This window comes from Streptomyces sodiiphilus (genome assembly GCF_039529215.1).
Classification (GTDB): domain Bacteria; phylum Actinomycetota; class Actinomycetes; order Streptomycetales; family Streptomycetaceae; genus Streptomyces; species Streptomyces sodiiphilus.
The window spans coordinates 1-12,026 of sequence record NZ_BAAAMJ010000080.1; the positions used below are offsets into that span (position 1 = coordinate 1).

Genomic DNA, 12,026 nt, shown 5'->3' on the forward strand with positions numbered 1-12,026 from the left:
GCCGCGGCCACCCCCCGGCGGCAGGCGGTGGTGAGCGCGGCCCGGGAGACCAGCCCGGCGACCACCGCCGCCACGGCCCCCCGTTCCCACCCCGCGGCGTACAGCCCGTGCAGCGCCGCCACCTGGGCCAGCAGGACCAGCAGCAGGGTGACCACGCCGAACGGGCCGATGTCGGAGGCCTTCATGACCCGCAGTGCACCGGCGGCCGGCCGGCCGCTGCCGAGCCCGTCGGCGACATCCGCGAGGCCGTCCAGGTGCAGCCCCCGGGTCAGCACGGCGGGCACCGCGACCGAGGCGACGGCGGCCAGCAGCGGGCCGCCGCCCAGCACCGTCAGCAGGCTCCCGGCCAGCGCGGCGCAGCCCCCGGCCACCAGCCCGGCGGCCGGCGCCCACAGCATCCCGGAACGGGCCGCGCCGCGGTCCCAGCGGGTGACGCGCACCGGCAGCACGGTCAGCGTGCCGAAGGCGAAGCGGGGCCCGTGCTGCCACCCGCCCGTCCGGGTGGCGTCGCCGGAGCCGGAGGAGGACGGCGGCGGCGTGGCGTTCATGACCGGGCAGCCTAGCCGCCCAGCCTGGTCCCCCATGGAGGAGTGGTGGTACCGCGACATCGTCGACCCGGGGAAGCTGCCGCTGCTGGCCGCGCTGGTGTCCTTCGTGATGACCTTTCTGGTGACCCGGACGGTGACCCGGCTGATCCGCGCCGGGCACGGCCCCTTCCGGAACGTCTCGGCGGGCGGCGTGCACATCCACCACGCCGTTCCCGGCGTGGTGCTGATGGTGGCCGGCGGCTTCGCCGGGATCGCGACCGGCCAGGCGGGGTGGCCGGGAGTGCTCGCGGCGGTGCTGTTCGGTGTGGGAGCCGGGCTGGTGCTGGACGAGTTCGCGCTGATCCTCTACCTGGCCGATGTGTACTGGACCGAGCAGGGACGCCGTAGCGTGGAGGCCGTGGTGCTGACCACCGCGCTGCTGGTGATGGTGCTGGCGGGGGTCGTGCCGTTCGGGGTGGACGCCCTGTCCGAGGAGGAGCGCAGGCAGCGTGGAGTGCTGGCGGGCACGGTCCTGCTGAACTTCGCGGCGGCGCTGGTGTCGCTGGCCAAGGGCAAGCTGTGGACGGCCGTCGCCGGCGCGGTGGTGCCGCTGATCGCCTTCACCGGGGCCGTGCGGCTGGCGCGGCCGGGCTCGTTCTGGGACCGGCGGCTCTACCGGAACCGTCCCCGGACCCGCGAGCGCGCACGGCGCCGCGCGCGCCGCCACGACAGACGCTGGTCGCCGGTCACCGGCCGGCTCCAGGACCTCCTGGGCGGCACCCCGGACGATGAGCTCCGCCCGCGCTGAACGTCGCGTGTCTCAGGTCGCCTCGGCGATCACCGAGGGGTCCGCGGGCAGGCCGGCGCCGGGCTCCGGGCGCTGCGGCTCCGGTGCGAGGGCCTCCGGGAGCCGGGCGGCGAGCACCGCGGCGGACTGCACCAGCGGCAGTGCCAGCAGGGCGCCGGCGCCCTGCCCGACCGTCACGCCGTGGTCCAGGACCGGGTCCATCGTCATCCGGTCCAGTGCCTTCGCCTGGGCCGGCTCGCCGCTCGCCTGGCCGGCCAGCCACCAGTCCGGTGCCCGGAAGGCGATCCGCTGGCCGACGAGCGCGCACGCGGCGGAGACCACCCCGTCCAGCAGCACCGGGGTGCGGCGCACCGCGCACTGCAGGAGAAAGCCCGTCATGGCCGTCAGGTCGGCGCCGCCCGCCGCGGCGAGCAGTCGCAGCTGATCGCCCAGGACCGGGCGGGCCCGGCGCAGGCCGTCCCGGATGGCGGCGCACTTGCGCATCCAGGCCAGATCGTCGATCCGGACCCCGCCGCGGCCGGTGACCACCGAGGCGTCGGTCCCGCACATGGCGGCGATCAGCACCCCGGCGGCGGTGGTGCCGCCCACCGACACATCGCCCAGGACCACCAGATCGGTGCCGGCGTCGGCCTCCTCGTCGGCGATCGCCATGCCGGCCCGGAAGGCCCGCTCCGCCTCCTGGAGAGTGAGGGAGTCCTCGGTGTCGAGCCGGCCCGATCCGCGGCGCACCCGGTAGCGGGTGACCTCCTCCGGCAGCTCCTGCGGGTCGCAGTCCACACCGAGGTCCACCACGCGCACCGGCACCCCGGCGCGCGCGGCCAGGATCGCGGCCGGGGCGGTACCGTCCAGCAGCCCGCGCACCAGAGTGCCGGTGGTGCCGGCCGGGCGGCCCGACACCCCCAGGGCGGCCACGCCGTGGTCCCCGGCGAAGATCACCGCACGCGGCTGCTCCAGGGCGGTCACCGGGACCCGGCCCTGCGCGGCGGCCAGCCACGCGGCGATCTCGTCCAGCCGTCCCAGCGCCCGCGGCGGCAGCCCGGTGCGCTCCCGGCGTTCCTCGGCTTCCCGGCGGACCCGGGCGTCCGGCCGCTCGATGAGGTCGCCGAAGGAGTCCAGATCCAGGCTGTGATCGCTCATGCGCACGAGATTACCGCCGCCCGGCGCCGCCGGCCCAGGTCACCGCAGCCGCTGGACGATCCCCGCGGTCACCAGCAGGACCTGCTCGCACTCCGCTGCCACAGCCGCGTTGAGCCGGCCGAGCGCGTCCCGGAACCGGCGGCCGGACGCGGTCGCCGGCACGACCCCGGAACCGGCCTCGTTGCTGACCGCCACCACGGTACGGCGGGTGTGCCGCAGGGCGGCGGCCAGCGCCCCGGTCCGCTCGGCCAGCGCCTGTTCGCCGCCCTCGCGCCAGGCGTGGTCGTCCCAGGCCCCCACGCTGTCCATGGCGTCCGTCAGCCACAGGGCGAGGCAGTCCACCAGCAGGGGCGGCCCGTCCCCGCGCGCCAGCAGCGGAAGCAGGTCACAGGTCTCCAGGGTGGTCCAGCCCGGCGGCCGGCGCTCCCGGTGCGCGGCGATCCGGTCCCCCCACTCCCGGTCGCCGCCGCGGCGCCCGCCGGTGGCCACGTAGTGCACCTCCGCGGCGGCGGCCAGCCGGCGCTCGGCCTCCAGGGACTTGCCCGACCGTGCCCCGCCCAGCACCAGGGTGCGCCGGGGGGCGGCGGTGGCGCCGTCCGCCGGGCCCGCGGTGCTGCCGTCCGGGAGCGCCCGCGCGCCGGCCGCCGACAGGCGGCCCGTGAGTCCGGGCCCCGGCGGCATGTCGTGGTCGAGATGGACCGCCAGGACGTCGGTGGCCGGTCCGGCGGCCCCGGTGGCCCGCAGCCTGGCGAGGACGTCGGGGCGGCCCGTCACGTCCAGCAGGCACCGGTCGAAGGGCGGCCCGGGCGCCGTGACCGATGTCGCCGGGCCGCTGCCGGAGGGCAGGTACAGCAGCCGAGTACCGTCGGGCCCCGTGATGTCCCAGCCCGTCCCGGGCCGGTCCAGCCGCAGGGGCCGCACCCGGTGGCCGGTGGGCAGCCGTTCCGGGCCGTCCGGCCGCAGGGGCGGGGGCAGCCCGGGGACGGCGGCGTTCCCCGGGCCGCCGGGGCGGCCGGGCAGCACCTGCCGCACGGAGGCCAGGGAGCGCCCGGCGCGGGCCGCGGCCGGCCAGGGATCCGGCCCGGGACCGATCAGCAGCACACCGTCCACCAGGACGGACGTGGGGGCACGGACGTGCTCGCCCACCGCCCGGGCGCAGCAGGCGCACGGGCAGCCGGGGCGGGGGAGCCCGGCGGGCCCGCCGGTGCCGAGCAGGGTGACATCCACGCGGTGATCCTTCGTTCGTCCCGCGGCCGGCGGCGGCCCGGTACTAGTCTGCGGGCAGTATGGACGACGGCCGTCGGTGAAGGTCCGGCGGCCGCGGGGCCGCTTGGCCCGTCGAGCAGCGGGAGGCGCACATGGCGTGGGAGTGGCGGTTCGAGCGGGCGGACGGCTCGGTGACAGAGCCGGCGGCCGCGCCCGGGGACTTCGGTACCCAGGGCGATGCGGAGTCCTGGATCGGCGAGACCTGGCAGGAGCTGCTGGAGCAGGGGGTCGATCAGGTCACGCTGCTGGAGGACGGCACCGAGGTCTACGGTCCGATGAACCTGCACGCCGCCCAGGAGTGAGGAGCGGGGGAGCGCCGGGCTCCGGCGGCGGTCAGGCCTCGCCCAGCCGCACCTCGGCCGTCCGCCGCTCCCCGTGCCGCCGGTAGGTCACCTCCACGGTGCGCCCCGGCTGCTGGGCGGCCAGCGCCTCCGCCAGTGAGGCCACGTCGGTGACGGTCTCGGAGCCCAGCTGCACCAGCACGTCGCCGGGGCGCAGCCCGGCCCGGTCGGCCGGCCCGTCCTCGGCCGTCTCCACGATCGCGGCACCGGCCGGCTGGAAGCCCTCGCCGAGCACTGTGCGCACGGATACGCCCAGCGCCGCCCTGCCGGAGTCGATGACCTCGCCGTGCTCGATCATCTGGTCGGCCAGGTGGGTCACGGTGGCGGAGGGGATGGCGAATCCGATGCCCGGCGCCTGCCCGCCGCCCAGCTGCGGGTCGCGGGCGGCCAGGGTGGGGATGCCGATGACCTGTCCGGAGAGATTGACCAGCGCGCCGCCGCTGTTGCCCGGATTGATCGCGGCCGAGGTCTGCACCATGTTGCCCAGGGCCCTGCCGCCCTCGTCCTCGCTGACCGCGCGCCCCACCGCCGAGACGATGCCCTGGGTGACGCTGGAGGACAGACCCAGCGGGTTGCCCATCGCCAGGACGATCTCCCCCACCTCCACCTTCGAGGAGTTGCCGAAGGTGGCGGGGCGCAGCTGCCGGGGGGCGTCCTCCAGCACGATCACGGCGAGGTCCTGCTCGGGGTAGGCGGCCACCAGTTCCGCGGTCAGCGGCTCCTGGCCGGTGGCCAGCAGCACCTCGAAGGTGGTGTCGTCCGCCAGGACGTGCGCGTTGGTGACGATGTGCCCGGCCGAGTCGTAGACGATGCCGGAGCCCAGTCCGCCGTCCGTGGTCGTGATCTGCACGACCGAGGGCAGGACGTCCTGGACGACATCCCGGTACAGCTCCTGCAGCTCGGACCCGGTGGTGGGGGCGTCGGCGGTGGCGGCGCCGGTGGCCTGCTGGGGCCGGATGCCGGTGCACCCGGCGAGCAGTGCCGTCGCGCAGCACAGGGCGGCGTAACGCGTCCAGAGCGCGGAGGTGCGGGCCATACCCGGATTGTGGCCGCTGCCGGGCCGGTGGTGCCGCCAGTTGGCTCAGCGGGGCGGCTGGCCGCGCTTGACCTGCGGCTTGGGCAGCCGCATCCGGCGCATCTGCAGGGTCCGCATCAGCGCGTAGGCGGTGGCGCCCTTGTGGCTCTCGTCGGGGTACCGCTCGCGCAGCCCCTTCTTCAGCCGGCGCGAGGTGAACACCGAGTCGAACACGATCATCAGGATGACGCCCATCCACATGAGCAGGGCCGTGTTCTTGGCCTGCATGGAGGGCATCATGCTGAGGATCAGGATGACCACCGCGATCGGCAGGAAGTACTCCGCCACGTGCCACTTGGCGTCGACGAAGTCCCGGGCGTAGCGGCGCACCGGCCCCCGGTCGCGCAGCGGCAGGTAGTCCTCCTTGCCGCTGATCAGCGCCTCGCGCTGCTTGGCCAGCGCGGCGCGGCGGGCCTCCCTGGCACGCTTGGCGGCCTCCTTGCGGTTGGTGGGCGGCTTGACCACGGCCTTGCGCAGTGCCTGGGCCTCGCTGCGTTTGGGCGTGGGCCGGCCCTTGGGGGCCTGCGGGTCACGGACCTTCGGCTGCTCGGCCGCCGGCGCGGGGGCCTGCTCTTGATTCGAACGGCTTCGGAACACACCCCCAGCCTACGGTGTCCCGGGCGGCGCGCGGCCTGCGAGTGGAGTACGATCCGGCCTCGATCCGCCGCCAGGCGCGCGGACGGCGTCCCGGGCCGGTGGTCCCGGTGGCCGGATCGTCCCTCGTGACGACGTGAAACGGCCCGCACGGTGCGCTCATGGCGGTGGGACCCGTAGGGTAGGGGATCAGGCAGGAACAGCCGGCCTGAAGGCTCGAATCCGTCATGAAGGGGGCGCGCGAGGCCCATGAGCGGTGTCATGAAGCGGATGGGGATGATCTTCCGCGCGAAAGCCAACAAGGCCCTGGACCGGGCGGAGGACCCGCGCGAAACGCTGGACTACTCGTACCAGAAGCAGCTGGAGCTGCTGCAGAAGGTGCGGCGCGGGGTCGCGGACGTGGCGACCTCCCGCAAGCGGCTGGAGCTCCAGCTGAACCAGCTCAACGGTCAGTCCTCCAAGCTGGAGGAGCAGGGCAGGAAGGCGCTGGCCCTGGGCCGGGAGGACCTGGCCCGTGAGGCGCTGACCCGCCGGTCGGCGCTGCAGCAGCAGGTCTCCGATCTCCAGCAGCAGCACGAGACGCTGCAGGCCGAGGAGAACAAGCTGACGATGGCCGCCCAGCGGCTCCAGGCCAAGGTGGACGCCTTCCGGACCCGGAAGGAGACCATCAAGGCGACCTACACGGCGGCCCAGGCGCAGACCAGGATCGGCGAGGCGTTCTCCGGGATCTCCGAGGAGATGGGGGACGTCGGCATGGCCATCCAGCGTGCCGAGGACCGGACCCAGGAGCTGCAGGCGCGCAGCGGGGCGATCGACGAACTGCTGGCCTCGGGGGCCCTGGACGACCCGACGGGCACCACGAAGGACGACCTGAGCGCCGAGCTGGACCGCATCTCCGGCGGCGCGGACGTCGATCTCGAACTGGAGCGCATGAAGGCCGAGCTGGCCGGGGGCTCCTCCGGGACCCAGCAGGCCATCGAGGGCGGCCAGGGCGGGCAGCAGGAATCACCGAAGTTCGACAAGCAGTAGTGGCGGCCCGCCTGCGGAGCCCCGGGAGAAGGAGCGCGATGTGATCGTACGCATCATGGGGGAGGGCCAGGTCAAGCTCGACGACAGCCACTTCCCGAAGCTGAACGAGCTCGACGACGAGCTCATGGCCGAGGTGGAGACGGGGGACACCGACGGTTTCCGGCGGACCCTGAACCAGCTGCTCGACGCCGTCCGCAGCATGGGCGAGCCGCTGCCGGACGACTCGCTGGAGCCTTCGGAGCTGATCCTGCCCGCGCCTGAGGCGTCTCTGGAGGAAGTCCGGGCGATGCTCACCGAGGAGGGCCTGATCCCTCTGGAACCGAGCTGAGCCCGTTCCCGAGAACCCCGGCGCCCCGGTCCGTGTCCGCACGGACCGGGGCGCGGTGCGTGCCGTGCCGCCCGGGGCGGTCCGCCGCGAGCCGGGCGGGAGGCACGGCGTGACGCGCCCGCCGCCCGGCCGCGCCCGGCGCCTGCTCCGGGCCCGCCGGCTGCTGCTGGACCTCCTGATCGCCGTTGCCGTGCTCGCGGTGATCCTGACGGCGGCGGTCACCGTCGCCCACCGGCCCGACGGAGTCCCCGGCTTCGGCGAGCGGGAGCTGCCCGCCCACACCGCGGCGCTGGCCGTCCTGATCTGCGCGGCCCTGGTGGTGCGCCGTCGCTTCCCGATGGCGGTGCTGGCCGCGGTCTGCGCCCTGGCCGTCGCGGACCTGGCGCTGTCGGCGGCCACCCGTGAACCGCAGGAGCGGCACGTCGCCCTCGCGGTGGGGGTGGTGGTGGCCCTGTTCACCGTCGCCGGCCGCACCGGCCGGCCGACCACCTGGCGGGTCGGGCTGGTGACCGTCACGGTGGTCACCGGGGCGGTGATGCTGCTGGGGCCGAGGCCCTGGTACGCCGGGGACAACCTCTCCGTCTTCGCCTGGGTGGCGCTGGCGGCGGTGGCCGGGGAGGCGGTGCGGAGCCGGCGGGCCGCGATGGACGCGGTGCGGGAACGCGCCGAGCGTGCCGAGCGCACCCGGGAGGAGGAGGCCCGCCGGCGGGTCGCGGAGGAGCGGATGCGGATCGCCCGTGAGCTGCACGACGTGGTCGCCCACCACATCGCTCTGGTCAACGTGCAGGCCGGAGTCGCCTCCCATGTCATGGACACACGTCCGGACCAGGCCAAGGAGGCGCTGGCGCACGTGCGGGAGGCGAGCCGGCAGGCACTGGGGGAGCTCCAGGCCACCGTAGGGCTGCTGCGCCACCGGGACGACCCGGTGGCGCCGAAGGAACCGGCGCGGGGACTGGCCGTGCTGGACGACCTGGTGGACGGCTTCGTCCGGGCGGGAATGGAGGTGACCGTCCGGCGGGAGGGCCCCGGCGGGCCGCTGCCGGCGGCGGTCGATCTGGCCGCCTACCGGGTGGTGCAGGAGGCGCTGACCAATGTGCACAAGCACGCGGGGCCCGGTGCCCGCGCGCGGGTCGGCATCAGGCGCTCGCCCGGACCGGGGCGGGAAGGGGAGGGCGGGGCCGTGGAGATCACCGTGCACGACGACGGCAGAGGGCCGGGCACGGCCGCCCCGGGCACCGGGCACGGCCTGGTCGGCATGTGCGAGCGGGCGGAGGCGCTCGGCGGGAGCTGCCGCACCGGCCCGGGGCCGGAGGGCGGTTTCCAGGTCCGGGTGGTCCTGCCGCTGGGGCAGCCCACGGCGCGGCGGGACGCCGGCCGGGGGTGCGGGCGGTGACGATCCGGGTGCTGATCGCCGACGACCAGGCGCTGCTGCGCAGCGCGTTCCGGGTGCTGGTGGACTCCGAGCCGGACATGGTGGTCACCGGTGAGGCGGCCGACGGCGCCGAGGCCCTGCGGCTGCTGGCGGAGCGGGGCGCCGATGTGGTGCTGATGGACATCCGGATGCCCGGCACGGACGGCCTGGCCGCCACCCGGGCCATCGCGTCCGACTCCGCCCTGGCGCGGGTGAAGGTGGTGATCCTGACCACCTTCGAGGCGGAGGAGTACGTGGTCGACGCACTGCGGGCCGGGGCCGCGGGCTTTCTCGGGAAGGGCGCCGAGCCGGGGGAGCTGCTGGCCGGCATCCGGCTGGCCGCCTCGGGGGAGGCACTGCTGTCCCCGGCCGCGACACGAGGGCTGATCTCCCGGTTCCTGGCCCGGGAGGAGCCCTCTCGGCCGGACGGGGCGCCGGAGGCGCTGGAGGTGCTGACCGCGCGGGAACGTGAGGTCCTGGCCGAGGTCGCCGGCGGGCTGTCGAACGACGAGATCGCCGTCCGGCTCGGGCTCAGCCCGCTGACGGTCAAGACCCATATCAACCGGCTGCTGTCCAAGCTGTCGGCCCGGGACCGGGCCCAGCTGGTGGTGACCGCCTACGAGACGGGCCTGGTCAGGCCGGGTCACAGAAAGGCGCGGGAGGGGATGTAGGGGGAGGGGGGCCGCATGCCGCGTAGCCACAGACAGCCGTCGCAGGACAGTTCGAGGCCGGCGGCCAGTCCCACGTCCACCGCCCACTGCTGCTCGGCCGTGAGGCCGTCGATCCGGGCCCGCGTGCCCGGTGCCAGACTCAGCAGGGCGGCGGTGAGCAGCCGGGTCGCGATCCGTCGTGAGGTGGCGGCCAGCAGTTCCACGCGGCCGTCCTCGCGCACATAGCAGTAGCCGCTGCCGGCCAGGTCGTCGCTGACCACCGCTCGGTGGTGCAGCAGCAGTTCCTCGTGGTCCGGTCCGTGTGCCCCGCCGCGGAGCCTGCGGTCCACCGAGTCCATGAGGTCGCCGTGGGCCCGGCTTCCCTCGACGGCCGGTCCGTCCGGCGGCTCGAGACCGGACGGGTCCACGGTTCCGGACAGGCTCATCGCCGGATGTACGGCGAAGCCGGCCCGCCGCAGGGCGCGGACGGAGCGCGGGACGCGGGAGCCGTGCACCAGGCCGCGCAGTGTGCCGCGGCCGTGTTCCAGGGCCCGTTCCAGCAGGGCCGGGCCGGTGTCCTGCCCCGCGTGCGGCGCCACGGCCAGCAGCCCCAGCGCCCAGGTGCCCTCGCGGAGGGAGGCCAGCACGGCCCCGAGCGGACGCCCTGCGGCGTCCTCCGCCAGCCAGCAGCCGCCGGGGTCGGTGCGTGCCAGGTGCCGGGTGACGCGGTGGTGCCGGGCGGTGCGGCCCGGGGGCCAGGGGCCCCCTTCCCCGTGGGCCCCGGCCACCAGGCGGCGCACCGCCTCGGCGTCGTCCTTGCTGTCCCGTATGCGGCGCACCAGCATGCCCTCCATCCTGGCCGACCCGGGGCGCGGGGGAAACCGCGCCCCGGGGCCGCCGGGCGGCTCAGGGCAGGGCGAGCATGCGCTCCAGGGCGAGCTTGGCCAGGTCCGCCGTCTCCGGGTCGACCTCGATACGGTTGACCGTCCGGCCGTCGGCGAGGGATTCCAGGGCCCACACCAGATGGGGGAGGTCGATGCGGTTCATGGTGGAGCAGAAGCAGACGGTCCGGTCGAGGAAGACGACCTCCTTGCCCTCACCGGCGAAACGGTTCGCCAGCCGGCGGACCAGGTTCAGCTCGGTGCCGATGGCCCACTTGGACCCGGCGGGGGCCTCCTGGAGGGTCTTGATGATGTACTCGGTCGAGCCGACGTAGTCGGCGGCGGCCACCACCTCGTGACGGCACTCCGGGTGCACCAGCACGTTCACGCCGGGCACCCGCTCGCGGACCTCGTTGACGGAGTCCAGGGAGAACCGCCCGTGCACCGAGCAGTGCCCGCGCCACAGGATCATCCTCGCGTCCGCGAGCTGCTGCCGGGTCAGGCCGCCGCCGGGCTTGTGCGGGTTGTAGACCACGCAGTCGTCCAGGGACATGCCCATGTCGCGCACCGCGGTGTTGCGGCCCAGGTGCTGATCGGGCAGGAAGAGGACCTTGCCGCGGCCGTCCTCACGCCGGCCGAACGCCCAGCGCAGCGCGCGCTCGGCGTTGGAGGAGGTGCAGATCGTGCCGCCGTGCCGACCGGTGAACGCCTTGATGTCGGCGGAGGAGTTCATGTAGGAGACCGGAACGGTGTCCTGCGCCACTCCCGCCTCGGTGAGCACGTCCCAGCACTCGGCGACCTGTTCGGCGGTGGCCATGTCCGCCATCGAGCAGCCGGCGGCCAGGTCGGGAAGCACCACCCGCTGGGTGTCGGAAGTGAGGATGTCGGCCGACTCGGCCATGAAGTGCACGCCGCAGAAGACGATGTACTCGGCCTCGGGGCGCGCCGCGGCCTTCTGCGCCAGTTTGAAGGAGTCCCCCGTCACGTCGGCGAAGGCGATGACCTCGTCGCGCTGGTAGTGGTGGCCGAGCACGAAGACCTTGTCCCCGAGCTTCTCCTTGGCCGCGCGGGCGCGCTCGACCAGGTCCGGGTCGGAGGGTGCGGGGAGATCGCCCGGACAGTCCGTGCCGCGCTCACTGGCGGGGTCGGACTCCCGGCCGAGCAGGAGCAGGGCCAGCGCGGTGGGCTGGACGTCCAGGGGCTGGGCGGTGGTCACGTCACGCACCCTTTCTGTTGCTGCTGTTCCACAGCTTCTCGTCGAACTGACGCTATCTATCATAGCCGCTTCGCGTCAGTCGGACGACAGCGGTCGTGCCGATGTGACGTATCCCCCGCGGCCCCCCGTGGCCCTTCGCGGCCTTCCGCACGTTCTCCTCGCGGGTGGCCACCGGTGACCGTGACCGCCGGGCGCGCCGTGTGCGAGCATGAGAAGAGGCGGCCGACGCCCGACAGACAGGCCCCGAAAGACAGGCAGTGCCGGAGCTCCGTGACCCGCCGGCCGGAATGAATCCGGGAGGCGGGCTGTTGGAACACCGGCAGAGCATTCCGAACTACCCGGGAGATAACCAGATGTCCGTATCGGACGAGACCGCTGTGAGCGACGGCATCATCCTGTCCGACGCCGCCGCGGCGAAGGTCAGGAGCCTGCTCGAGCAGGAGGGCCGTGACGACCTGGCGCTCCGCGTCGCCGTCCAGCCCGGCGGGTGCTCCGGTCTGCGCTACCAGCTCTTCTTCGACGAGCGTTCCCTCGACGGCGACGTCGTCAAGGACTTCGACGGAGTGAAGGTCGTCACCGACCGGCTGAGCGCTCCCTACCTCGGCGGTGCGTCGATCGACTTCGTCGACACCATCGAGAAGCAGGGGTTCACCATCGACAACCCCAACGCCACGGGCTCCTGCGCCTGCGGCGACTCCTTCAGCTGAGCCGGCCCGCCCCGGCGGCCCGACCAAGGGCGGCGCTCCCCCGGAGGGGGAGCGCC

Annotated in this window: 14 protein-coding genes; 7 read left to right on the forward strand and 7 right to left on the reverse strand. The window is 74.6% G+C overall.

Annotation, left to right across the window (positions count from 1 at the left end):
- Window positions 1-548: adenosylcobinamide-GDP ribazoletransferase (locus ABD299_RS23630; RefSeq protein ID WP_344266402.1), on the reverse strand; the 548-nt coding region annotated here is incomplete at its 3' end.
- 34 nt (window positions 549-582) lie between these two features.
- Here ABD299_RS23630 and ABD299_RS23635 point away from each other — a divergent pair.
- On the forward strand, window positions 583-1,335 hold the full coding sequence (locus tag ABD299_RS23635; RefSeq protein WP_344266405.1) for a hypothetical protein: 753 nt from the start codon (window positions 583-585) through the stop codon (window positions 1,333-1,335).
- Window positions 1,336-1,347: 12 nt separating this feature from the next.
- Here the strand turns inward: ABD299_RS23635 and ABD299_RS23640 are convergent, their stop codons facing one another.
- Window positions 1,348-2,472, reverse strand: coding sequence for a nicotinate-nucleotide--dimethylbenzimidazole phosphoribosyltransferase (locus ABD299_RS23640; RefSeq protein ID WP_344266408.1), 1,125 nt, complete (start codon window positions 2,470-2,472; stop codon window positions 1,348-1,350).
- A 39-nt stretch (window positions 2,473-2,511) separates the two neighbouring features.
- Window positions 2,512-3,699, reverse strand: a complete 1,188-nt coding sequence (locus ABD299_RS23645; protein ID WP_344266411.1) for a bifunctional adenosylcobinamide kinase/adenosylcobinamide-phosphate guanylyltransferase — start codon at window positions 3,697-3,699, stop codon at window positions 2,512-2,514.
- Window positions 3,700-3,830: 131 nt separating this feature from the next.
- Here ABD299_RS23645 and ABD299_RS23650 point away from each other — a divergent pair, with 131 nt between their 5' ends.
- The gene (locus ABD299_RS23650) at window positions 3,831-4,040 is read left to right on the forward strand and encodes a hypothetical protein (RefSeq protein WP_344266414.1); all 210 of its coding nucleotides are present in this window, start codon (window positions 3,831-3,833) and stop codon (window positions 4,038-4,040) included.
- 31 nt (window positions 4,041-4,071) lie between these two features.
- Here ABD299_RS23650 and ABD299_RS23655 read toward each other — a convergent pair whose 3' ends face one another.
- Window positions 4,072-5,115, reverse strand: a complete 1,044-nt coding sequence (locus ABD299_RS23655) for a S1C family serine protease (protein ID WP_344266417.1) — start codon at window positions 5,113-5,115, stop codon at window positions 4,072-4,074.
- A gap of 45 nt (window positions 5,116-5,160) precedes the next feature.
- Window positions 5,161-5,751 (reverse strand): DUF3043 domain-containing protein, encoded by a 591-nt coding sequence (locus ABD299_RS23660; RefSeq protein WP_344266420.1) that lies wholly within the window; start codon window positions 5,749-5,751, stop codon window positions 5,161-5,163.
- Between the two features lie 258 nt (window positions 5,752-6,009).
- On the opposite strand from ABD299_RS23660, the gene ABD299_RS23665 reads away from it, so the two are divergent.
- From ABD299_RS23665 to ABD299_RS23680, 4 genes are all read left to right on the forward strand, one after another.
- Entirely contained in the window at window positions 6,010-6,777 is a 768-nt protein-coding gene (locus tag ABD299_RS23665; RefSeq protein ID WP_344266520.1) for a PspA/IM30 family protein, read from the forward strand.
- A gap of 40 nt (window positions 6,778-6,817) precedes the next feature.
- Window positions 6,818-7,105, forward strand: coding sequence for a PspA-associated protein PspAA (gene pspAA, locus ABD299_RS23670; protein WP_344266424.1), 288 nt, complete (start codon window positions 6,818-6,820; stop codon window positions 7,103-7,105).
- 109 nt (window positions 7,106-7,214) lie between these two features.
- Window positions 7,215-8,498, forward strand: a complete 1,284-nt coding sequence (locus tag ABD299_RS23675; RefSeq protein WP_344266426.1) for a sensor histidine kinase — start codon at window positions 7,215-7,217, stop codon at window positions 8,496-8,498.
- A complete protein-coding gene (locus ABD299_RS23680; RefSeq protein WP_344266429.1) occupies window positions 8,495-9,187 on the forward strand; it encodes a response regulator in 693 nt (230 codons plus the stop codon). The genes ABD299_RS23675 and ABD299_RS23680 overlap by 4 nt, the downstream gene beginning before the upstream one ends.
- Here ABD299_RS23680 and ABD299_RS23685 read toward each other — a convergent pair.
- Together ABD299_RS23685 and nadA are read right to left on the reverse strand one after the other, a co-directional pair.
- Window positions 9,160-10,011, reverse strand: coding sequence for a GNAT family N-acetyltransferase (locus ABD299_RS23685; protein ID WP_344266432.1), 852 nt, complete (start codon window positions 10,009-10,011; stop codon window positions 9,160-9,162). The two genes, ABD299_RS23680 and ABD299_RS23685, sit on opposite strands and share 28 nt — an antisense overlap.
- Window positions 10,012-10,072: 61 nt before the next feature.
- Window positions 10,073-11,263, reverse strand: coding sequence for a quinolinate synthase NadA (nadA, locus tag ABD299_RS23690; protein ID WP_344266435.1), 1,191 nt, complete (start codon window positions 11,261-11,263; stop codon window positions 10,073-10,075).
- A gap of 353 nt (window positions 11,264-11,616) precedes the next feature.
- On the opposite strand from nadA, the gene ABD299_RS23695 reads away from it, so the two are divergent.
- Complete coding sequence (locus ABD299_RS23695) at window positions 11,617-11,970, forward strand: HesB/IscA family protein (RefSeq protein WP_344266438.1); 354 nt, start codon at window positions 11,617-11,619, stop codon at window positions 11,968-11,970.
- The last annotated feature ends 56 nt before the right edge of the window (window positions 11,971-12,026 follow it).